Consider the following 22347-nt stretch of genomic DNA (forward strand, 5'->3'; position numbering starts at 1 on the left):
GGCGGGTGGCCCATGTGCCCGGGACGGCGGGCGGGTGAGGCTTCGGGTGTTCGGAGAGCCGGGCTCCGGCTCGAAGCCCGAGGAAGGGAACCCTCATGAAGCGCATGCTCACCATCGCCGGCTTCCTGATCGCCGCGGTCGCCGTCCCGCACGCCGTGAGCGCCCAGGCGGCCGTGGACCTGCCCGTCCACCGGGGCAAGTTCTGGTTCCACAGTGACTGCATCACCGCCGGCCAGCAGGGGATCGACCGGGGCCACTGGTCGCACTACCAGTGCGCGGAGGGCTGGCTCTGGAACCTGTGGACCGACCGATAGGCGAAGCGGCGCGCGGCTCGGGATGACGTCCCTCCGGTCATCCCGAGCCGAACCCGTCGCTTCTCAGGTGTGGTCGGCGCAGCAGGGGGTGGGGTCCGGCACCTCGAAGGGCGCCACCCGTCCCCCCGCCACCGGCATCGTGACCAGCGTGAGCACGCCGTCCTGCCAGTGCGGGCGGACGAAGTCACGGGTCTCCAGCACCGTCTCCGCCTCCGGTGGCGGGCCGCCGAGCCGGGTCACCCGCTCGATCGCGCTCAACGCCGTCACCTCACCCACGGTGAGGGTGCCGACCAGGCGCTCCACACCGGGATAGAGCACCGCCCTGCCGGACCGCCGGGCCGCGTGCTCGGCCGCCGCGTGCGCGGCGGCCTCGGCCAGCTCCGGCGGGGTGACGGGCAGGCCGACGACCTCACCCTCGCCCTGCCGTGCCGACCCCTCGGCCGCCAGGCTCACCGCCACGTGCGGGTACGGGACCCGTACCAGATGAGTGCAGGCGAACAGGGCCGGTAGGCCGAGCGGCAGCACGCTCTCGCGCAGCCAGTGCTCGGCCTCCCGTTCCGTGCGGTGCCCCGCGCTGATCCCGATCAACTGGGCAGGACCCAGATCGGGTTGGCGTAGAACCACAGGTCGTCCCACGGGTTGGCGTCGCCGACGACGTCCAGCGCGGGACCGGTGGGGTCGACGTCGGCGCCCATCAGGCCGGGGGCGCTCCGCTTGCCGTCCGTGCCGCGGATGCGGAAGTAGAACGGCTCGCCGACCCGGCCGAAGGAGTGGGTGAAGGAGACCCGGCCGGTCGCATCGCCGACCTCGAAGCTTTTGACCACCCTGGTGGTCGGGGCGGTGAAGGTGTCCTGGTCGGATACCGGCCCGGTGACCTGTCCGGCGATCACGTCGACGCGGGCCAGCTTGGGCAGGAACTGCGACCAGTTCGGCATCGTGGCGAGGTCGATGTCGATGGTCACCTCCACGCTCGCGCCCCGCCTGACCCGCATGACGCCGCCCAGCGGGGTGCCGGAGTTCCCGCGCCGGTCGCCGGCCTGCCGGGCGCGCACGTCGAGGCCCTTGATCAGGCCGCCGTGGTCGACCCAGACGCGGCCGGAGCGCAGTCCGTCCATCACCGCGCGGTAGCTGAAGGAGTCCGCGCCGACGTGGGTGCGGCTGTACTGGCCGGGCCAGTAGTCGCCGGCCTGGTCGAGCACCGGCCCGTGCACCGGGTCGTTGTACCTGCCGTTGGCGTTGAAGTCGCTGCCGGGGCCGCGCTGGGAGGTGTCCAGGTAGTTGACGTGGGAGTCGGAGTTGGCGCTGATCCACCAGGGCCGGCCCTCGGCGAGCAGGCTGTCCCAGAGGCCGCCGACGGTGGCGGTCATCCAGTCGAAGCCGCCCCAGGTGCGGTAGCTCTCCAGCGGGTAGCCGGGGAACGACGCGGCCGACGGGTTGTTGTCGTAGTAGCCGCGGGCCCGTCCGGCGGTCGGCCTCGGCAGGCCGGCGGCCTGGTGACCGGGGGCGCCCTCCATGCCGATGGCCACGGTGGGGTCGGCGTCGCGCCAGGCGCGCACCTCGTGCGGCGAGTCGATCCCGCGCCGGGCCGGGTGGTTGGCCAGGAAGAGCGCGCCTTCGACGCGCCGCCTGCGCACCTGCTCGCCGAGGAACTTGATGCCGGCGATGGCCAGCGCCTCGTTGGCCGGGGTGGGGTCTCCGGCGCTCTTGACCGAGCCGTCGTAGGCGTTCTCGAACTCCTTGAGCACCGCCACCTCGTGGCGTCCGGGGTGGACGAAGACGGTGGCGTGCTCGGCGGCCGGGATGTTCCACTCCAGGCCCTGGTAGATCAGCAGGTCCTTGAGCTGCTCCCGCGCCGCCACGATGTCCGGGTTGACCTTCTCCACGCCGATCTTGGCGTGCGCGACGCTGCCGTGGTCGGTGACGACCATCCAGTCCAGCCCGTACGCGTTCGCGTGCCGGGCCTGGTCCACCACCCGGTACTGAGCGTCGGAGCTGTACTGGGTGTGGATGTGGTGGTCACCGGCGAGCCACTGGAACCCGCCCTTCCGGTCGCGGTCCCGGTCGTGGGTGACACCGTGGGCGTGGGCCGCGTGCGGAACCGACAGCACGGTCGCGGCGGCGCCGGCGCCGAGCAGGCCGGTCCGGCGCAGGAAGCCCCGGCGGGAGGAGTCGGCGGGGGACAGTTCGCTGTCCGGCACGGACAGGTCGAGCGCCGGAGGCGCGTCCGCACCGGCCGCGCCGATGTGCTCGTGATCATGGTCGTGGTGGTGATGGCCGTGGCCCATGGTGGCTCCCTCTGGGCGGTGGCCCAAGTGGTCGTTCCAGGTGAAAGGCGAAGACGCCGGGGCCAATCTCACGGAGCACGCGAAACGGCGGGTGTTCGGACAGGGGCGTCCGCGCGAACATGAGGTTTCAGGTGCGGGAGTGAAAGGACGTGTCAGGTGGTCAGCGCCGCGCGGGGATCACGGTGGACAGGCCGTCCAGCATCCGTTCGAGGCCGAAGGCGAACAGCGACTCCAGGTCGAGCTCCACCCCGAGATCCGTCACCTGCGCCGCCAGCCGCCCCTCGATCGGCAGGCGGGCGGCGACCCACTGCTTGCTGGTCATCCCGGTGTCCCGTTGCGCGGCGACCTCGCTCTCGATGTTCACCGCCGTGCCGCGCACGTAGTTGACCATCGTGGAGTAGATGTGCAGCCGGGTGCTCGGGTCGATGGCGAGCCCGTCGAGCGCCCGGATGGACCAGCGGGCATAGGCCATCATGCCGGGCAGCATGACGGGCCGGGTGAGGGAGACGACGCGCGCCAGCCACGGATGGCGGTGATAGGCCTCCCATTGCAGACGGGCGGCCAGCCTGAGGTGGGAGCGCCAGCCGGGCGGCGGCGTCGGCAGGTCGATCTCGGCGAAGGCGGCGTCGGCCATGTGCTGGGCGAGGTCGGCCTTGGTGTCGATGTGCCGGTAGAGGGTCATCGTCGCGACGCCGAGCCTGGAGGCGACCGTGCGCATGGACAGCGAGGCCAGCCCGTCGGCGTCCGCGATCTCCATGGCGACCCGCACGATGCGGTCGTGCTCCAGCCCGCCGGCGGCGCTGCCGGGCAGGGCCCGTCCGGCGACCACGGCGCCCACCCGAGGCGCGGACTCGATGACGCCCGTCTGCTTCAGCGTGGTCAGCGCCTTGGTCGCGGTCGCCATGGCGACGCCCCACTCCGCGACGATCGCCCTGGTGGTGGGGACGGGATCGCCCGGCGCCAGCTCGCCTTCGGCGATGCGCCGCTGGATGTCGGCGACGATCTGGAGATACGGGGGGCGCGGGTCGTCCACGACGCTCACTCTGCCATCACTGCGCCATTACCGCACCTTTACCGAGCCTTGCGCGCGTCAGAGGTCCGGCAGCCAGTTTCCGTGCAGCCCGAGCGGCACCCGTACCGGAAGGTGGATCCGCGCGACGGGCTCGCCGGTGAAGTCCTGCGCGGACAGGATGACCAGGTCGGTGGCACCCCTGGCGGGATCGTGCACGTAGGTGAGGAGGTAGCCGTCGTCCTCGCCGGCCCCCGCGGCGGCGAACACGGCCTCACCGACGGCCTCGTCACGACCGAACCCGTGCACCTCGGCCGTACCGCGTTCCAGGTCGTGCTTGACCAGCGCGTTGGTGAAGGCCTCGTCGCCGGGCATCCCCTCCGGGGCGAACGGCATGCCGTACAGGGCCGTGGCGGCTGAGTACCCGAACCGGTGCGGGCGGGTGGTCCGGTCCAGGTTGACGCGCGGGAAGTCCTGGGGCCGGTCGTCGATCCGCCGCTGGTGCACCTTGTCCGCATCGATCGTCCAGCGGTCCAGGACGGGACGGATCGCTCCGGGGTCGGCGGGGTCGAACGGCCCCTCGGCGGTGATCAGGTCGACCACGATCGAGTCGCCGTCGTCGTAGGCGTTGAGCGTGTGGCTGACATGGACGGGGTCGATGTCCAGCCAGCGCACGTCACCGCCCGTGCGCGGCATGACCCCCACCCGGGTGGGGTGTTCGGGCAGCCAGCGGCACTCGAATCCGTCGAAGCCCAGCGGTGTGTCCCAGATGACCACGTTCTTCTCGGTGAGCGCGAAGTCGTGCATGAACGGCGTCCGTGCCACCGGGATGCCGGTGGTCTGCACGACCGTGCCCTCGGGGTCCATCACGATGTACTGCACGAAGTCGCGGCCCACCAGGTACGACAGCGAGTGCAGCGTGCCGGTGCGGGGATCGTGCTTGGCGTGCGCCCCGGCCGTGAAGCCTTCGGCCGTGCCGCCCAGCGCGCAGACGCCCACCGTGTTCAGCTCGTCGTCCAGCTCGGCGGGCGGCGCGCCCCCTTCGATCAGCGCGAAGGTCCGGCGAGCGTGCTCGATCACGTGCACCATCGGCCCGAAGTCCGTCCGGACCCAGCGATTGCGGTACCACTCGGCCCGGCCGTCGCGCAGCCGCACGCCGTGCACCATTCCCTGCCCCATCCCCCAGATGTGCACGACGGGATCTTCGACGTTCAGCGGATTCGGGCCGTTGCGCAGGTAACGGCCGTTCAGCTCGGCCGGGACGCGCCCGGTGACCGGCAGATCGTAGACGGTGACTTCCTCGTTGACGGGCGCGAACGGCCCTTCCAGGTACTTCATGTTGACACCGTACGAAGATCCGCTCGCTTCGCCTTGTCCAGCGACCGAAAAGGCCGGTGTGCACTAGTGCAGAACCGGCTCGGGGCGAGCATCTGCTGGAGCTTGGACGCGTCGTGGCCAAAGACTTGCCCGGCTCTGGGTAGGGACGCGCTGTGAAGTCCAAAAGCGCAAGGAGTTGATGGCAATGCCCGCTGACCAGCGTCGCACCACCTGGGCCGATCTCGTGGTCGTACAGGAAGGGCCGTCACGATCGCGGATCGCGGGCCTAATGCTGGCCGGCGGGTGCGCGGGCGCGGCCATCGCGTACCTGCTCGACCCGCAGCGCGGGCACACCCGCCGGGCGCACCTTCGCGACCAGGCCTCGCATGCCACCCACGAGCTGCAGGACGGGCTCGGCGTCCTGGCGCGGGACGCCGGCAACCGTGGCCGCGGGGTGGTGGCCGGCGCGCGCTACCGGATCACGGGAGGGTCCGCCGACGACCGTATCCTGCACGAGCGCGTACGCGCGGAGCTGGGCCGGCACGTCACACATCCGCATGCCGTGGAGATCACGGTGGCCGAGGGCGTGGTGACCCTGGCCGGCGACGTGCTCGCCGGGGAGACCGAGCACGCGCACCGGGCGATCCGCCGCATCCCGGGCGTGCGGCGGGTGGAGCCGTCCTGGAGTGTGCACCGTGATGCCACCGACGTGCCGCGACTGCAGGGCGGCCGGCCGCGCCGGGCCGTCCCCGGGGTGCTGCAGGAGCACTGGGCGCCGACCACCCGGCTGCTGGCGGGGACCGCCGCCGCGACGATCTGGAGCATGGCCGGGCGGCTGCCGAGGCCGCTCCGCAGGACGGCACGCTGCGCGGGCGCCGCGCTGGCCGTGCGGGCCGCGACGAACCTGCCGATGAAGCGGCTCACCGGGATCAGCGCCGGCCGGCGGGCCGTGGACATCGACGACGCCATCTCCATCGGGGCGCCGGTCGAGGCGATCTGGCCGCTGGTGAGCGACTACACCGTCTTCGCCGAGCTCATGCCCGACGTCCGCGAGATCCGCCGCTCCGAGGACGGCCGCCTGTCCCACTGGACGATCGCGGGACCGGCGGGGGTGCCGGTCCGCTTCGACGCCGTGGAGACCAAACGCGAGGAGGGCAAGGAGATCGCCTGGAAGACCACCGATGGCCAGCTCGTCGCCCACACCGGGGCGATCCGCCTGATGCCCGAGCCCGGTGGCCGGACCCGGGTCCAGGTGCGGCTGACGTACAACCCGGTGGCGGGCGCGGTCGGGCACGCCATCGCGGCGATGCTCGGCGCGCACCCGTCGCACCGGATGAAGCAGGACCTGATGCGGCTGAAGTCGTACGCCGAGACCCGGGCCGCCCAGCCCACCAGGACCTGAGGGGCTCAGGTCACCGGGACGGCGGCCGCGCGCATGGTGTCGAAGTTGGCGACGTACTGCTGGTAGACGGTCTTGTCGTTGAGGCGCAGGAGGGCCTCGTCGTTGCGGCGCAGGGAGGTCAGGTTGTAGTTGTGGCTGCCCGTGAAGACCCAGCGGGCGTCGCGGTCCCCGTCGTAGCCGCCCTCGATGAGAAGGTACTTCGAGTGGACCCGGCCGGGCAGCGCGCCGCCGGTGCCGAGGGTGCGCAGCTCGATGCGCGGCTCGCTCCGCAGGACCTGCTTGACCTCGTCGTCCATGATGCCGTAGACGATCTTGACCGTGCAGCCCTGGGCGGCCAGGTCGCGCAGCTTCTCGGGGATCGCGATGCGGTAGGTGTCCCACTCCGACATCCCGACGCGGACGGTCGTGCCGCCGCCCTGGCAGGAGACCTTGCCGAGGTGCTCGACGACGGGGTCGGTGGCGGCGCTGTCGCCGGCCCTGGGGAAGAAGTGCGCGCGTACGGAGCCGCCCGCGGAGCCGGTGTTGACCACGCGGTAGTAGTCGAGGTTCTTCCGCTCCGCCGCCAGGTCCTTGAAGTAGGTCTCGTAGGCCTGGTAGAGGCGCTTGTTGCCGGGCAGGACGACCGCGTTGTTCCAGTATGTCGTGGAGTTCAGGTCGGTGAGGTTGGCCGACGACTGCACCACCACGTCCGAGGCGTCCCCGGTCTTCGAGAACAGGTAGAACTTGTTGTGCTGCCCCTTGTCGCCGACGCAGGCCGCCGTGCCGCCCGACATCGGGCCGGTGCAGACGTGCAGCCAGGAGCCCGCCGACTGGTCCGTGCCCAGGCCGCTCGCCAGCCGCGCCGCCACCGTGCGGCCGCGCGTGTCGCCGTCCAGGATGACCTGCACCTTGACGCCGCGCCGGTGCGCCTCGATGAGCTCGTCGGCGAACTCCGTGCCCGCGGTGCCGGACATGACGAAGTGCGCGACCTGAATGCGCGCGCCGGCGGGGGCCTGCTTGACCAGGGCGCAGATCTTGCGGACGATCGCGACCGGGTCACCGCCGACCGGCTCGCTGAAGACCGCGCCGGCGGACACCGGCGTCTCGGGCGCGTCGGCACAGGTGCCCGCGCTCGCCGTGGCGGGGCTGCTCAGCGCGAGGACCGGCAGGGCCACGGCGGCGGCCGCCAGCACGTTCAGCACAGGCAGCACGGGCAGCACGGGCAGCACGGGCAGCACGGGCAGCACGGTCAGTGATCTGCGGGGCATGGATGACTCCTTCAAGGACAGGGGACGGAGAACGGCACGCGACCGGCTCCTCCTTCCGGCAGTGATCCTCGGGGTGCCGGCGGCGAGTTCGGGAACGACAGCACAAAGATCGGGACAACGGGGAGGAAACATCTCTCTGAGGGCGATTTCCCCCAGCTGGCGGCGTCCGGTCCTCTTTCAGAGCCGACACACGGCCCCTTATCGTGTGGAAAGCTGAAAGATCCGAGAAAGGACGTGGGATGCCGGACGTTCGCCCACTCGGGCCCGGCGATCCCGAGCGGATCAACGGCTATCGCCTCACCGGTGTGCTCGGCTCCGGCGGGCAGGGCGTGGTCTACCGCGGGGTCACCGGCATCGGCCGCGACGTGGCCGTCAAACTGCTGCACAGCCACCTGAGCCACGACGACGACGTCACCAAGGGGTTCCTGCGCGAGGTCGAGGCGGCACGCCGGGTGGCCGCGTTCTGCACGGCCGCCGTGCTGGACTTCGGCATGGTGGACGACCGGCCGTACATCGTGAGCGAGTACGTCGCCGGCGAGACCCTGCAAGCGCTCGTCCGGGCCTCGGGGCCGCGGACCGGCGGCGCGCTGGACCGGCTCGCGATCTCCACCCTGACCGCGCTGGCCGCCATCCATCAGGCCGGGATCGTGCACCGCGACTTCAAGCCGGGCAACGTGCTGATCGGCCCGGAAGGCCCGATCGTCATCGACTTCGGGATCGCCAAGGCGCTCGACGCCGCCACGCGGGCGTCGGGGCCGGTCGGCACCCCTACCTACATGTCGCCGGAGCAGTTCAGGGGTGAGCGGATCGGGCCCGCGTCCGACCTGTTCAGCTGGGCGGGCACGATGGTGTTCGCCGCCACCGGGCGGCCCGCGTTCGCGGGTCAGACGGTGCCCGCCATCCTGCACGCGGTGCTGAGCGGCTCTCCCGATCTCACGGGCGTGCCGCCGCACCTGCTGGAGCCGATCCAGGCGTGCCTGGCCAAGGACCCGGCGGCCCGGCCGAACACGGCCGACCTCCTCCAACGCCTGATCAGGCAGCAGCCGGGAGCGCCGGTCCCCCTCGGACCCGACCTGCGGCAGAGCCCGCCGGTTCAGCCCCAGAACGGTCAGCGGCCGGGGCCGATGGAGTCGCCTCACGCCGGGCCCGTGTCCTTACCGGTGCCGGAGAGCACGACGGCCCCCGGGCGGGGCCGGGTGGTCAGTCGGCGAGCCCTGATCACCGGTGGTGTCGCGGCCACGGCGGCGGTGGCGGTCTCCGCCTTCGCCGTGTTCCGGCCGGCCGGCGGCACCCTAGGGCCCGACGGCGAGGCGCTTCAACCGATCGGCGGGGTCCGGCAGCCCGGCACCCCGACGGACTCCCCCGCGACGACGACCGGCGGCACGCCCACCCCGACTGCCACGCCCACCCCGACGGCGGCCGAGCCGTTCGGCACACCGGTCAAGGACCCCGTCTCGCTGCCCGGGACCGGCGGCCAGGCGACGGCGCTGACCGCCACGGGCGTCACCGTCGCCTGCGGGACGGAGAAGGGACAGGTGCTCGCCTGGGACCTGGGCTCGGCGGAGATCACCAAGCTGGGCGACGGCGGCGGGACGGTGACGTCGGTGGCCACGGGCGACCTGAACGGGACGGCGGTGGTCGCCTCCGGCCACTCCGACGGCCGGATGCGGCTTTGGACCGTGACAGGAAAGAGCCTGGGCACGCACCGGGCGAGCGACCCCGTCCGCGCCGTCACGGTCGCCGGCCGGGCGGTCGCGGTCACCGAGAAGTACGACGGCATGACCGACCTGCACAGCGTCGTACGGCTCTGGGACATCGCCACCGGCAAGCAGATCGGCGCCACGATCCGGGACCACTTCCAGGGCATCCACGGCCTGACCTTCGGCAGGCTGGGCAAGGTGGACGTGCTCGTCACCGGCTCCGGCGGCAACCAGATCCGCGTGTGGCGGCTGTCGACCGGCAAGCTCATGCACTCCTTCCACACCGGTGACGTCGGCGGCATCGAGCGGCTGGCCTGCGGCGAGATCAAGGGCAAGGTCGTCCTGGTCGCCACCCACCTGGACGCCACCCTGCGCGTCTACGACCTGGCCACCGGCAAGCGCCGGAAGAAGTGGACCTTCAGCGACCAGAGCCCCGACGACCGGGGCGCCGCCGCCCTGGTCACGGGCATGATCGGCGACCTGCCCATCGCGGCCGTCGCGCACACCCCGGCGGGCGGCGACGTCATCGTCCGGGTCTGGAGCCTGGACGACGGGGACATCGTCGGCGTCCTCGGCCCCGGCGTCGGCGGCGAGATCCGTACCCTGGCCCTGAGCGAGCTCGGCGGCCTGCCGGTCATCGTCGGAGCCGACGAGCAGGAGTCCCTCCGCGCCTGGAGCCTCGGCCCGGCGTGACGCCTCCCGTCAGGAGAGCGTCCTCAGAAAGCGGTCGATGAGCGGGGCGATCTCGGGGAGCCGGTCCTCCAGGGCGAAGTGGCCGGTGTCGAGCACGTGCAGCTCGGCGTCCGGCAGATCCTTCAGGTAGGCGCGGGCCCCCGGCTCGGGGAAGAAGGCGTCGTTACGCCCCCAGACGATCAGGGTGCGGGGCCGGTGCTCGCGCAGCCACGCCTGCCAGACGGGGTAGAGCTCGACGTTGGCCCCGTAGTTCTCGGCCAGCGCCAGCTGGGCCCGCTTCCGGCCGGGCAGGTCGAGGAAGTGCTGGTCCAGTGTCCAGCCGTCGGGCGCGATCAGCGAGACGTCGGCCACGCCGCCTTCGTACTGGCCGCGCGTCACGGGCAGCGAGAACAGCTCCTCGGTGGGATGCGGGATCAGCTGCCTGGCCAGGTCGGAGAGTCCTTCGTCGTAGGCGTTGGCGTTCTGCACGATGAGCCCGGCGATCCACTCGGGGTGCCGGGTGGCCAGCCGGAAGCCCACCGGTCCGCCGAAGTCGAAGGCGTACAGCACGAAGCGCGTCAGCCCGAGCCGCTCGGCGAAGCCCTCGACCACGTCGGCCAGCCGGTCGAAGGTGTACGTGAAGCCGGCGGGCGGCTCGGTGTGCCCGAAGCCCGGATAGTCGGGGGCGATCAGCCGGTGCCGGTCGCCGAGCGCGTCCATCAGCCGACGGTACTGGTGTGAGCCCGACGGGAAGCCGTGCAGCAGCAACACCGGCAGCGCGTCGGCCGGTCCCGTCTCCCGGTAGAAGACCCGCACCCCGTCGACGTCCACGAACGCGTGCCGCACCTCGGGAATGTTCATTTCTAATGCCTCCAATGCCTCGGGATGCATTAGTTATAGCCTCGCGAAACCTAACGGGTCAACCGACTTAGGTAGCATTAGGGTCATGGATCTCGTGACAGGTGAGCCACTCGCGCTGGATCTGCTCAACACGCTGACCGACGAGTACGACGCGCTGGACGACGTTCAACCCTGGCTGGAGCTCCAGGCAGGGCGGCTCACCGCACCGTCCCTACCGCTCACCGACACGGACCTCGCCGCCGTCCGGGCGCTGCGCGAGCACGTACGGGCAGCGGTGGACGCCGTACGACAGGGCCGGTCACCTGCGGAGGAATCCATCGAAGCGGTCAACCAGGCGGTCCGGGCGGCTCCGCCGTACCGGATCCTGAAAGCGGACCTCGGCGCGGTCACCCGCCGGGACGGCGACGAGCGGGCGAGGTTGCTCGCCCAGCTCGCGGAGGCGGCCGTCGAGCTGCTCACCGGCCCTGACGTGGGCAGGATCCGCGCCTGCGAGGGGCCGCGGTGCCGCATGCTGTTCGTGGCCGGGCATCCCAGACGGCGCTGGTGCTCACCCGCGCTGTGCGGCAACCGGGTCCGGGTGGCACGCCACTACCAGCGCCGCAGGGGCGGCGGCTCAGACGCCGGCTGACGCGGGCGCGGGCGCGGTCGAGCCGCGGACGGGTCAGACGCCGGGTGACGCGGGCGCGGTCGAGCCGCGGACGGGTCAGACGCCGGGTGACGCGGGCGCGGTCGAGCCGCGGACGACCAGCTCGGTGGCGAGCTCGACGTGATGGGAGTCGATCTTCTCGCCGGCGGCCAGGCGCAGCGCCGTGCGCAGGGCGACGCGGCCCATCTCGCGCAGCGGCTGGCGGATGGTGGTGAGCGGCGGGGAGGCCATCTGGGCGAGATGGGTGTCGTCGAAGCCCACGATGCTCAGGTCTTCGGGAATGCGCAGGCCACGCTCCCTGGCGGCCTCCTTGACGCCGAGCGCGATCTCGTCACAGCCCGCGAAGATCGCTGTCGGCGCCTGCGGCAGATCGAGCAGCACCGAGCCCCCGGCCACACCGTCGTAGTAGCGGAAACTCCCCGTCTGCACATAGTCGGGGAGCACCGGCACCCCCTCGGACTCCATGGCGGCGCGATATCCGTGCAGGCGGGCCTGATTGCAGGCGGCGGTCGCCGGACCGCCGATGTAGGCGATCCGGCGATGGCCGAGGGAGAGCAGGTGCTGGGTCGCGCTGAGACCTCCGGCGAAGTTGGTCGCCCCGATGCTGGTGATCCGGGCGCGCGGCAGGTTCAGCGGGTCGATGACGACCAGCGGCAGTCGCGCCCTCGACAGGGCGGACAACTGCCCGGAGGTCAGTTCGCTGGTCACCGCGATCAGCGCCCGCCGCCCCGCGTTCATCAGGCCCCGGGCCCACGCGGCGGTGCGGTCCGCATCCCCCCGGATGCTGACCACGACCCCGACGCCGACCTCGGCGGCGGCGCCCACCGCCCCCTGGATGATCTCGGTGGAGTAGCCGTTCAGCCCCGGTTCGAACTGCAACTCCACCGTGCTGAGCCCCACGCCCTCCACACGTCGCGGCGACGGCGCGACGTAGTCGTACCGCTGCAGCATCGACTGCACCAGCGAACGGGTCGCCGGCGCCACGTCGCTGCGGCCGTTGAGCACCTTGGAAACCGTCGCGACCGAGACCCCGGCCGACGCGGCGACGGTCGCCAGTGTGGCGCGCCTAGGACTGACCGGCATCTCTGCCCTCCTGTCGCCCGGCCGCGGCCGGGCTCACGTCCACCGGTGTGATGAGCCGCCGATCATGGCCGACGGTGCGCGACGCGCCGGTCAACCGTACGACGCCCTGGCACGGCAGGTCCGCCGCCGAGGTGCCGACGAGCACCTCGACGTCGCCCGGCTCGACGATCCGCCGCAGGTCGCGCCCGGTGAAGGCGGTCCGGTCAGCGTGTACGTGGAACCGCACGTCAGCGCTCTCCCCCGGCTCCAGCCGGACCCGCGCGAACCCGGTCAGCTGCTTGACCGGCCGGGTCACCTGGGCGACCACGTCGTGCAGGTAGAGCTGCACGACCTCCTCGCCGGCCCGGACGCCGGTGTTGCGGACCCGCGCCGCGACGGTGAACTCCCCGTCGGTGGGCACCTCGGCGTCACTGATCCGCAGGTCGTCGACCTCGAAGGTGGTGTAGGAGGCGCCGTAGCCGAAGGGGAACAGCGGGGTCGGGTCGAGGTTGCTGATGCCCTGGCTGTCGGCTCCCAGCGGCGGCTGCAGATAGGTGCCCGGCTGCCCGCCCGGCCCGTTGGGGATCTGCACGGGCAGCTTGCCCACCGGCTGGACGCGGCCGGACAGGACGCCGGAGATCGCCGCCCCGCCCTCCTCGCCGGGCATGAACGCCTGGACCAGCGCGGCGGCCTCGGCGTGCACCTCACCCAGGGCGTACGGACGGCCGGAGACGACGACCACGACGACGGGCGTCCCGGTGGCGGCGAGCTCGGCCAGCAGGTCGGCCTGCACACCGGGCAGCCGCAGGTCGTCGGCGTCGCAGCCCTCACCGGAGGTGCCCAGCCCGAACATGCCGGCCCGGTCACCGACGACGGCGACGCACAGGTCCGCCTCGCGCGCGGCGGCCACCGCGGCGGCGAAGCCGGAGCGGTCGGCGTCGCGCACGTCGCAGCCGCGCTCGTGCACGATCGTGCTGTCCGGCAGCTCCGTGCGCAGCGCGTCGAGCACGCTGGGCGCCTCGATGCCGAGCCCGAGCTCGGGGTGGCGGGGCAACACGTGGTTGGGGAAGGCGTAGCAGCCCATGAAGGTGTGCGGGTCGTCCGCGCAAGGGCCGACGACCGCGACCCGGCGCGGGGCCGTGCGCCCCTCGCCGAGCAGGGGCAGCGTGTCGCCGGCGTCGAGCAGGATGACGGACCGCTCGGCCATCTCCAGGGCCAGCTCACGGTTGGCCCGTGAGTCCAGGTCCACGGTGGCGGCACCGGACACCGAGCCTTCCGGCGTCCAGTCCGGGTCGAGCAGGCCGAGCTCGATCTTCTGGGTGAGCAGGCGGCGCGCCGCCCGGTCCACCACGGACTCCGGCAGCTCGCCCCGGCGCACCCGCTCGACCAGGCTGTCGCCGAAGCCGACGGTGTCGGGGAGCTCCACGTCGAGACCCGCGGCGAGCGACATCGCGCCCGCCTCGCCGACGTCCGCCGCGACCCGGTGCATCGAGGCGAGGAACGGGACCGACCAGTAGTCCGAGACGACGGTCCCGGTGAATCCCCACTCATCGCGCAGCAGGTCGGTGAGCAGCCAGGAGTCGGCCACGGCGGGGACGCCGTCCACGTCGGAGTAGGAGTTCATCACCGAGCGGGCGCCGCCGTGCGTGATGGCCGCCTCGAACGGCGGCAGGATCATGTCCATCAGCTCGCGGCGGCCCATCGGAACAGGGCCGTGGTTGCGGGCCGCGCGCGAGGCGGAGTAGCCGGCGAAGTGCTTGAGCGTGGCGATGATCCCGGCCTTCTCCAGGCCGCGGACGTAGGCGGCGCCGAGCGTGGCGACCAGGTGGGGGTCCTCGCCCATCGTCTCCTCGACCCGGCCCCAGCGGTAGTCGCGCACCACGTCGAGCACCGGGGACAGGCCCTGGTGCGCCCCCACGGCGCGCATGTCGCGCCCGATCGCGGCGGCCATCCGCTCGACCAGGTCGGGGTCGAACGTCGCGCCCCAGGCGATGGCCGCGGGGTAGACCGTCGCACGGTAGGCGGTGAAGCCGGTGAGGCACTCCTCGTGGACGATCGCCGGGACGCCGAGCCGAGACCGCTCCATGATCGTACGCTGCAGCCTGACCACCTCCTCGGCGCCTTCCTGCGCGGTCACGGGGGCGCTGCCGAAAACACGCGTCAGATGGCCGAGCCCGTTACGGACCATTTCGTCGAAAGGGACCGTCCCGGAGGCCGCGAACACGTCCTGCATGGGCGCGACATTCTGCGTGCCGCCGGCGTCGGGATCGATGACCGGCTCGGGCTTGTCATCGGCGCGCATCTCGTTGCCGACCCAGCGGCTGCCGAGCTGGCCGACCTTCTCCTCAAGGGTCATCTCCGCAAGGAGAGCATCGACCCGGGCGGCCACAGGAAGAGTAGGGTCCTGCCACGGGCCGAGCGCCCGGCCTGCCGGCGCGGTCGAGTCTAGAGCGGTCATTGTGCTGCTCTCCTTTGGGCACGGTTCTTACCGCAGGTTTCGAAATATTTCGGTGCCGTCAGCAACCCGGGCGGGGAACCTCCTCGACACCATATCGCCGGGACAACCCCCTGGCGGAAGTACCATACACGTGGTTTTCCCGAGACCTGTTCGAGACCCTTGGTTGCAGTCTTGACACGACAATTGCCGATACTTAGATTGGCGTGCCACAGTCTGTTTCGTAAATGTTTCAATAGCCGGCTCACTGAGGAGTGGACGAGCGGCATCGGGGGGTGCTGATCCACCGCCGGCCCGTTCGAAGTTCAGCGAGCCGCGGCAAAGCCCCCGGCATACGAATACGGAGATCAGCGTGGAGCCCAGGACAACATCGCGTCGCAACTTCCTTGCCCTTTCCATGGGCCTGCCTCTGGGAGCCGCGCTCGCCGCGTGCGGCACTTCAGGTCCGAGCAGGCCCGGCGCCGAAGCGAGCAGCACCGGCGCCGCGGGTGCCGCGACCGCCACTTACTGGTACCTGTCGGTGCAGCCGCAGGAAGGCGTCCGCACCAGGACCATGGAGCGGTTCAACAAGGCCAACCCCAGCGGCACCATCGCCGGGACGACTTTCGCGAACGACGCCTTCAAGACCAAGATCAAGACGGCGATCGGCGCCGGCCAGGCCCCCACGCTCATCTGGGGCTGGGGCGGCGGCGGTCTGCGCAGCTACGTGCAGGCCGGCCAGGTCGAGGACCTCACCTCCTGGTTCGAGGAGAACAAGGCGGTCAAGGACCGGCTGTTCGACTCCTCCTTCGGCGCGGCCACCATCGACGGCAAGATCTACGCGATGCCCTGCGAGACGATGCAGCCCATCGTCCTCTACTACGACAAGCGGGCCTTCGAGAAGATCAACGCCAAGCCCCCGGAGAGCTGGGGCGACATCATGGCCCTGGTGCCCAAGTTCAACGCCGCGGGCATCGCGCCGTTCTCCCTCGGCGGGCAGTCCCGCTGGACGAACATGATGTGGCTGGAGTTCCTCTTCGACCGCCTCGGCGGCCCCGAGGTCTTCCAGGCCGTGTTCGACGAGGAGAAGGACGCCTGGAACAACCCGGTCGCCATCGACGCCCTGACCAAGATGCAGGAGCTGATCAAGGCCGACGGGTTCATCAAGGGCTTCTCCTCGATCACCGCCGACTCCAACGCCGACCAGGCGCTGCTCTACACCGGCAAGGCCGCCATGATGCTGCACGGCGGATGGTGCTACGGCAGCATGAAGGCCGACGGCGGCGACTTCGTCTCCGGTGGCCACCTCGGCTACATGAACTTCCCGCCGATCGAGGGCGGCAAGGGCGACCCCAGCAACACCGTCGGCAACCCCGGCCAGTACATGTCGATCTCCTCCAAGGCGACCCCCGAGGCCAAGGAAATCGCCAAGAAGTTCTTCGCCACCGAGCTCATGAGCGACGCGGCGGTCAAGGAGTGGGTCGCGACCGGCGCGGTGCCGGTCGTCAAGGGCTCCGACAAGGAGTTCGCCAACTCCGAGGACAAGGACTTCCTGAACTTCGTCTACGGCATCGCCGTCAACGCCAAGACCTTCGCCCAGTCCTGGGACCAGGCCCTCAGCCCGACGGCCGCCGAGGTGCTGCTGGACAACATCTCCAAGCTGTTCCAGCTGTCGATCACACCGCAGGAGTTCGCCACGAACATGAACGCGGTCATCGGCAAGTGAGCACGTTCGTGACTTCCGCCACGGCCCCCAGAAAGAAGGGCCGTGGCGGCTCGCTCGGTTGGCTGGCCCTGCCGGCGCTGGCGTTCTTCGTCGCCTTCGCCGTGGTCCCGCTGGTCGGAGTCCTGTGGCTCAGCTTCACCACCTGGGACGGTCTCGGCGAGATCCGGCTGTCGGGCCTCGACAGCTGGCGCGCCGTCCTGGAGAACCCGGGGCTGATGCACTCGCTCTGGGTGACGTTCCTGGTGATGGCTCTGTCATGGGCCTTCCAGACGCCGCTCAGCATCCTGCTCGGGGTGTTCCTGGCCGGTCGGCAGCGCTACCGCGCGGTGCTCGCGGTGGTCTACTTCATCCCCCTGCTGCTCAGCTCGGCCGCCATCGCGATCACCTACAAGGCGCTGCTCGACCCGAACTTCGGGCTCGGCGCCGGGCTGGGGATCGAGATCCTGATCCAGGACTGGCTCGGCGAGCCGACCCTGGCCCTCGGCGTGGTGATCTTCGTGGTGTCCTGGCAGTTCATCCCGTTCCACTCGCTGCTCTACCAGGGTGGCGTACGCCAGATCCCGCGCTCGATGTACGAGGCCGCGGAGCTGGACGGCGCGGGCCGGGTGCGCATGTTCTGGAGCATCACGCTGCCGCAGCTGAAGTACACGATCATCACGTCGTCCACGCTCATGGTCGTCGGGTCGCTGACCTTCTTCGACCTGATCTACGTGATGACCGCGGGCGGACCGGGCGACGCGACCCGGGTGCTCGCACTGGACATGTACAAGCGCGGCTTCCAGGCCAACCTCATGGGTCCGGCCAGCGTGATCGCCGTCATCCTCGTCATTGTCGGCCTCCTTTTGGCGCTGTTGCTGCGTCGAATCGGTGGCGGTAACAACAGCGACAGCCAGTTGGAAGGTGCCTGATATGGGGACGCCCGTAGCGACGCGCCCCAGAGAGAGCGCTCCCAGACAACATCGACGCCGCCGCAACGTCCGGCCGACCAGCAACAAGAACTGGCTCGGTGGTGCGGCCGGGTGGCTCTGGCTGCTGATCGTCGTGGTGCCGATCTACTGGATCGTCATCACCAGCTTCAAGACGCAGAGCAACTACTACGCGACCAACCCGCTGGTGCCGCCGACCGAGCCGACCCTGGCCAACTACGTCATGGTCATCGAGTCGGACTTCCCGCTGTACTTCGTCAACAGCATCATCGTCACCCTCGGCGCGGTCGTCCCCGCGGTCGCCGTCTCCTTCATGGCGGCCTTCGCGATCATCCGGGGTGGCAGAGGCCGGTTCCTGAGGTCGGTGAACTCGCTCTTCCTCATGGGCCTGGCCATCCCCCTGCAGGCGACGATCATCCCGGTCTACCTGATCATCATCAGGCTGAACCTGTACGACTCCCTGCTGGGGATGATCCTGCCGTCGATCGCCTTCGCCATCCCGCTGTCCGTGCTGGTGCTGTCGAACTTCATCCGGGACATCCCCAAGGAACTGTTCGAGTCGATGCGGCTGGACGGCGCCACCGAGTGGGGGACGTTGTGGCGGCTGGCGTTCCCGCTCACCCGGCCTGCCGTGGTCACGGTGGCGATCTACAACGGGTTGACGATCTGGAACGGCTTCCTGCTGCCGCTGATCCTGACGCAGAGCCCGGACAAGCGGACCCTGCCGCTCGCCCTGGCGGCCTTCGAGGGCCAGTACAGCGTGAACGTGCCGGCCGTGCTCGCCTCGGTCCTGCTCACCACGCTGCCCATCCTGGTCATGTACATGGTCGGCAGGCGTCAGCTGCTCAGCGGTCTGACCGCCGGTTTCGGTAAGTGACGGCCGTCCGCGTGCACTACGCGGACGGCCCTTTCACCTTTCCACCGATCATCCGCTGATGTTCGTCACCGAGCCGGATCTGGCCGCCTTCGCGCCGGACACTCTCATCATCGACGTGTCCTGCGACGAGGGGATGGGCTTCAGCTGGGCCCGGCCCACGCCGTTCACCCGGCCGATGTTCGAGGTCGGGGACAACGTCCACTACTACGCCGTGGACCACAGCCCGTCGTATCTGTGGAACTCCGCCATCTGGGAGATCAGCGAGGCGCTGCTCCCCCACCTGCGGACGGTGCTCGACGGCCGTCACGCGTGGGACAAGGCCGACACCATCAGGAAGGCCATCGAGATCCGCGACGGCGTCATCCAGAACCCCGCCATCCTCTCCTTCCAGCACCGGTCACCGGACCACCCATATCCACACGCAGCGGTCAACGTGTAAAAGTACGCACCCGTCACACCCGGCCTTGAGCAGGCAAAAAGCTAAGGTTGCCCCATGTCTTCGGGGGATCTCACGCTGCTGGAGAGCCACTTACGGAGCGCGCGAGCGCGCGCCTTCGTCGGGCGGGAGCAGGAGCTGGCGAACTTCCGCTCGGCCCTGCACGACGGCGGCCCCAGCGTCCTGTACGTCCACGGAACCGGCGGAATCGGCAAGTCGGCGCTGCTGCGCCGCTTCGCCGAGGAGGCGACGGCAGCCGGGCGGCCGGTGGCGATGGTGGACGGGCGCACGCTCGACCCCTCACCGGCCGCGTTCGAGGCCGAGGCGGGCCTGGTGCTGCGCGACGCGCGGGCGGTGCTGCTGGTCGACACCTTCGAGCGGTGCCAGGGGCTGGAGGGCTGGCTGCGTGAGCGGTTCCTGCCTCGGGTGCCGGTCGGCGCGCTCGTCGTCGTGGCCGGACGGTCCCCGCTCGACGTGCGCTGGCAGGCGGACCCCGGGTGGGCCGAGGCGCTGACGGTGATCCGGCTCCGCGATCTCGCGCCGGTGGACGCCAAGGCGCTGCTGGCCGCCCGTGGCGTGGCGCCCGCCCTGCTCGAACCGCTGCTCGTCTTCGCCGGCGGCCATCCGCTCGCGCTGTCGCTCGGCGCCGCCGTGGCGATCAAGGACCATCAGGCGAGCGACCGGTGGGCGCCCAGCCAGGACGTGGTCACCACACTGCTGGAGCAGTTGATCGGCGAGGTCCCGTCACCCGCGCACCGGCACGCCCTGGAAGTCTGCGCGCACGCGTACACGACCACGGAGGACCTGCTGCGCGCGGCCCTGCGCGAGGACGCCGCGCCGTTGTTCGCCTGGCTGCGGCGGTTGCCGTTCGTCGAGTCGAACGACTGCGGGGTGTTCCCGCACGACGTGGTGCGCGAGGCGCTGGAGGCCGACCTGCGCTGGCGCGACCCGCAGGGGTACGCGGCGATGCACGGCCGCATCCACGACCACCTCGCCACCTGGGTGCGCACCGCGGCCGAGCCGGACGTGCTCCCGGCCGTCCAAGCGCTGTTCCACCTGCACCGCCACAACGGGACGAGCCCGAGCTCCCCCGTCTCGCAGGGCGTGGGCGAGATCCAGGAGGACCCTTTCCAGCCGGCGGACGCCGACGCGCTGATGCGGCTCGCGGGCCAGGTGGACAACGAGGAGTCGGCGGCCTGGGTCGCCTACTGGCTGGCACGGCAGCCGGGCGGCTTCCGGGTCTACCGGCGCACGGAGACCGGCGAGCCGGTGGCCTTCAGCGCGTGGCTGCGCCTGGAGGAGTCCGACGAGAAGGACTTCGCGGCCGACCCGATCACGGCGGCGGCCTGGGCGCACGCCCGCGCCACCGCGCCACCGCGCACGGGCGAGTTCGTGGCCGTCGGCCGCACCTGGGTGCTGCCCGACCAGCAGGGCGACTCCCCGGTGATGGACCTCATCCACTGGCGGGCCGTGGCCTGCTGCCTGCGCGCGGACCGCATGGCCTGGTCGTACCTGGCCGTGAGCGGCCCGGAGTCCTCCAGCGCCTACATGCGGCACCACGACATGCATGACATCACCGTGCGTCCGATGCTGGGCGACGAGCCGTACGCGCTGTTCGCCCATGACTGGCGGCTGGTGCCCGCGCAGGCGTGGCTGGACCGGCAGAACCAGCTGCTCATGTCCGGCGCGCGGGAGCTCGCCCCCGCCCCGCAGCCGGAAGCGGCGGTGCTGACGCGGGAGGAGTTCGGCGACGCGGTACGCAAGGCGCTGCGCGGCCTGAACCGCCCCGGCACGCTGACCGGCAGCCCGCTGGCCCGCAGCAGGCTCGTCGAGAGGCACCCCGCGCCGGACCCGGCCACCGCACTGCGCGAGTTGCTCGTGCGGACGATCGAGTCCCTGCGGGAGGACCCCCGGGCGGTCAAGCTCCATCGCGCCCTGACCACGACGTTCCTGCGAGGCGTGCCCACCCAGGAGGCCGCCGCCGAACGGCTCGGGCTGCCGTTCACGACCTACAGACGCCACCTGGGCGCGGGCATCGAGCGGGTGTGCGAGGAGCTGTGGCATCGCGAGTCGTACGGGGCCGGACGGTGAGGTCGGGCCCCGTGCGCGTCAGACGCCGACCTGATCCAGCGGGACGCCGGGGTCGGCGAGCCTGGCCCTGTCGACGGGCCCGGCGGCGCGGATCAGCGCCTCGACCTGGTCGGTGACCTCCCAGATGTTGACGTTCATGCCGGCCGTCACCCGGTCGCCGTCGAGCCAGAACGCGATGAACTCGCGGGAGCCGAGATCGCCCCGGACGACCACGTCGTCGTTGTTCCCCGGCAGGGCGAGGCCGATGTACTCCATCCCGAGGTCGTACTGGTCGGTGTAGAAGTAGGGCAGCTTGTCGTAGGCGGCCTCCTGCCCGAGCATCGAGCGGGCGGCGACGGCGGGCTGGTTGAGGGCGTTGGCCCAGTGCTCGACGCGGATGCGGCGGCCCAGCACCGGGTGGTGGGCGCTCGCCACGTCGCCGGCGGCGAAGATGTGCGGGTCGGAGGTGCGCAGGGCCGCGTCCACCACGATCCCGTCGTCCACCTCCAGGCCGGCCTCGACCGCCAGGCCGGTGTTGGGGACGGCGCCGATGCCCACGATGACGACGTCCGCCGGGAGGTGCGTGCCGTCCGCCAGCCGGACCCCGTCGGCCTTGCCGCGCTCGCCGGTGATCTCGCTGACCCGCACGCCGAGCCGCAGGTCGACGTCGTGCTCGCGGTGGAGCCCGGCGAAGACGGAAGCGATCTGGGCGCCGAGGGCGCGCAGCAGCGGCTGCCGCTCCGCCTCCAGCACGCTCACCGCCACCCCGGCGGCACGGGCCGCGGCGGCCACCTCCAGGCCGATCCAGCCGGCGCCGATGATCACCACGCGGGAGACGGTGGCCAGGGTGGCGCGCAGGCGCTCGCTGTCGTCCACGGTGCGCAGGTAGAGGACGCCGTCGAGGTCCGCGCCCGGCAACGGCAGGCGGCGCGGCCTGGCGCCGGTGGCCAGCAGCAGCTTGTCGTAGCCGAGACGCTCGCCTCGCGACAGGGAGAGCTGGCGCGCGCCACGGTCGACGCCGATCACCGTGGTGGCCTGGCGCAGGTCGACGTCCTGGGTGGCGTACCAGGCGGCGTCGTGGACGAAGATCTTGTCCCGCTCGGAGCCGCCCTGGAGGTAGTCCTTGGACAGCGGCGGGCGCTCGTAGGGGAGATGGGGCTCGTCGCCGATCAGCACGAGCCGACCGTCGAAACCCTGCTCACGCAGGGCCTCAGCGGCCTTGGCAGCGGCCAGGCCGCCGCCGGCGATCACGAATGTCATGGTGGGGCTCCTGTCGGGTCGCGGACGGCTCTCCTCCATTTAACACCCATGGTGGTTGACAAAATAACTGGTCAACGCGCCCGTATCCGGATATAACTAACAA

At 71.1% G+C, this 22347-nt stretch carries 18 protein-coding genes; 9 read left to right on the forward strand and 9 right to left on the reverse strand.

Features of this window, described 5'->3' with window-relative positions:
* The first annotated feature begins 95 nt into the window (after positions 1-95).
* Complete coding sequence (locus ACIBQX_RS22545) at positions 96-314, forward strand: hypothetical protein (RefSeq protein ID WP_397007461.1); 219 nt, start codon at positions 96-98, stop codon at positions 312-314.
* 63 nt (positions 315-377) lie between these two features.
* Here the strand turns inward: ACIBQX_RS22545 and ACIBQX_RS22550 are convergent, their stop codons facing one another.
* The 4 genes from ACIBQX_RS22550 to ACIBQX_RS22565 all read right to left on the reverse strand — a co-directional run bounded on the left by ACIBQX_RS22550 (position 378) and on the right by ACIBQX_RS22565 (position 4946).
* Positions 378-902 carry a hypothetical protein gene (locus ACIBQX_RS22550; protein WP_397007463.1) on the reverse strand — a complete coding sequence of 175 codons (525 nt, stop codon included), beginning with the start codon at positions 900-902 and terminating at the stop codon, positions 378-380.
* On the reverse strand, positions 899-2599 hold the full coding sequence (locus ACIBQX_RS22555) for a PHP domain-containing protein (RefSeq protein ID WP_397007465.1): 1701 nt from the start codon (positions 2597-2599) through the stop codon (positions 899-901). The genes ACIBQX_RS22550 and ACIBQX_RS22555 overlap by 4 nt, the downstream gene beginning before the upstream one ends.
* A gap of 160 nt (positions 2600-2759) precedes the next feature.
* The gene (locus tag ACIBQX_RS22560; RefSeq protein WP_397007467.1) at positions 2760-3632 is read right to left on the reverse strand and encodes a GntR family transcriptional regulator; all 873 of its coding nucleotides are present in this window, start codon (positions 3630-3632) and stop codon (positions 2760-2762) included.
* A 57-nt stretch (positions 3633-3689) separates the two neighbouring features.
* The gene (locus ACIBQX_RS22565; RefSeq protein WP_397007469.1) at positions 3690-4946 is read right to left on the reverse strand and encodes a carotenoid oxygenase family protein; all 1257 of its coding nucleotides are present in this window, start codon (positions 4944-4946) and stop codon (positions 3690-3692) included.
* Positions 4947-5130: 184 nt separating this feature from the next.
* On the opposite strand from ACIBQX_RS22565, the gene ACIBQX_RS22570 reads away from it, so the two are divergent.
* Complete coding sequence (locus ACIBQX_RS22570) at positions 5131-6327, forward strand: SRPBCC family protein (protein WP_397007471.1); 1197 nt, start codon at positions 5131-5133, stop codon at positions 6325-6327.
* A 5-nt stretch (positions 6328-6332) separates the two neighbouring features.
* Here ACIBQX_RS22570 and ACIBQX_RS22575 read toward each other — a convergent pair whose 3' ends face one another.
* Positions 6333-7574: a phosphatidylserine/phosphatidylglycerophosphate/cardiolipin synthase family protein gene (locus tag ACIBQX_RS22575; RefSeq protein WP_397007473.1), complete on the reverse strand. Its 1242-nt coding sequence runs from the start codon at positions 7572-7574 to the stop codon at positions 6333-6335.
* Positions 7575-7813: 239 nt separating this feature from the next.
* Between ACIBQX_RS22575 and ACIBQX_RS22580 the strand changes: the two genes are divergently transcribed.
* Entirely contained in the window at positions 7814-9967 is a 2154-nt protein-coding gene (locus tag ACIBQX_RS22580; protein WP_397007475.1) for a protein kinase, read from the forward strand.
* A gap of 9 nt (positions 9968-9976) precedes the next feature.
* On the opposite strand, the gene ACIBQX_RS22585 is transcribed toward ACIBQX_RS22580, so the two are convergent.
* Positions 9977-10807 carry an alpha/beta fold hydrolase gene (locus ACIBQX_RS22585; RefSeq protein ID WP_397007477.1) on the reverse strand — a complete coding sequence of 277 codons (831 nt, stop codon included), beginning with the start codon at positions 10805-10807 and terminating at the stop codon, positions 9977-9979.
* Positions 10808-10892: 85 nt separating this feature from the next.
* On the opposite strand from ACIBQX_RS22585, the gene ACIBQX_RS22590 reads away from it, so the two are divergent.
* Positions 10893-11435, forward strand: a complete 543-nt coding sequence (locus ACIBQX_RS22590; protein ID WP_397007479.1) for a CGNR zinc finger domain-containing protein — start codon at positions 10893-10895, stop codon at positions 11433-11435.
* Positions 11436-11510: 75 nt separating this feature from the next.
* Here the strand turns inward: ACIBQX_RS22590 and ACIBQX_RS22595 are convergent, their stop codons facing one another.
* On the reverse strand, positions 11511-12536 hold the full coding sequence (locus tag ACIBQX_RS22595; protein WP_397007481.1) for a LacI family DNA-binding transcriptional regulator: 1026 nt from the start codon (positions 12534-12536) through the stop codon (positions 11511-11513).
* The gene (locus tag ACIBQX_RS22600; protein ID WP_397007483.1) at positions 12520-14973 is read right to left on the reverse strand and encodes a glycoside hydrolase family 3 N-terminal domain-containing protein; all 2454 of its coding nucleotides are present in this window, start codon (positions 14971-14973) and stop codon (positions 12520-12522) included. Before ACIBQX_RS22600 ends, ACIBQX_RS22595 begins: the two co-directional genes overlap by 17 nt.
* 394 nt (positions 14974-15367) lie before the next feature.
* Between ACIBQX_RS22600 and ACIBQX_RS22605 the strand changes: the two genes are divergently transcribed.
* From ACIBQX_RS22605 to ACIBQX_RS22625, 5 genes are read left to right on the forward strand one after another with little or no spacing between them, the layout of a single operon-like run.
* Positions 15368-16675, forward strand: a complete 1308-nt coding sequence (locus ACIBQX_RS22605) for an extracellular solute-binding protein (RefSeq protein WP_397007485.1) — start codon at positions 15368-15370, stop codon at positions 16673-16675.
* Positions 16676-16683: 8 nt separating this feature from the next.
* Positions 16684-17583, forward strand: coding sequence for a carbohydrate ABC transporter permease (locus ACIBQX_RS22610; RefSeq protein WP_397007487.1), 900 nt, complete (start codon positions 16684-16686; stop codon positions 17581-17583).
* A 1-nt stretch (position 17584) separates the two neighbouring features.
* Positions 17585-18478 carry a carbohydrate ABC transporter permease gene (locus tag ACIBQX_RS22615; RefSeq protein ID WP_397007489.1) on the forward strand — a complete coding sequence of 298 codons (894 nt, stop codon included), beginning with the start codon at positions 17585-17587 and terminating at the stop codon, positions 18476-18478.
* Positions 18479-18536: 58 nt separating this feature from the next.
* Entirely contained in the window at positions 18537-18917 is a 381-nt protein-coding gene (locus ACIBQX_RS22620; RefSeq protein WP_397007491.1) for a hypothetical protein, read from the forward strand.
* A 54-nt stretch (positions 18918-18971) separates the two neighbouring features.
* A complete protein-coding gene (locus ACIBQX_RS22625) occupies positions 18972-21005 on the forward strand; it encodes an ATP-binding protein (RefSeq protein ID WP_397007493.1) in 2034 nt (677 codons plus the stop codon).
* An 18-nt stretch (positions 21006-21023) separates the two neighbouring features.
* Here the strand turns inward: ACIBQX_RS22625 and ACIBQX_RS22630 are convergent, their stop codons facing one another.
* A complete protein-coding gene (locus tag ACIBQX_RS22630) occupies positions 21024-22244 on the reverse strand; it encodes an NAD(P)/FAD-dependent oxidoreductase (RefSeq protein WP_397007495.1) in 1221 nt (406 codons plus the stop codon).
* Positions 22245-22347 lie beyond the last annotated feature (103 nt).

Source organism: Nonomuraea sp. NPDC049714, assembly GCF_044465295.1.
Taxonomy (GTDB): domain Bacteria; phylum Actinomycetota; class Actinomycetes; order Streptosporangiales; family Streptosporangiaceae; genus Nonomuraea.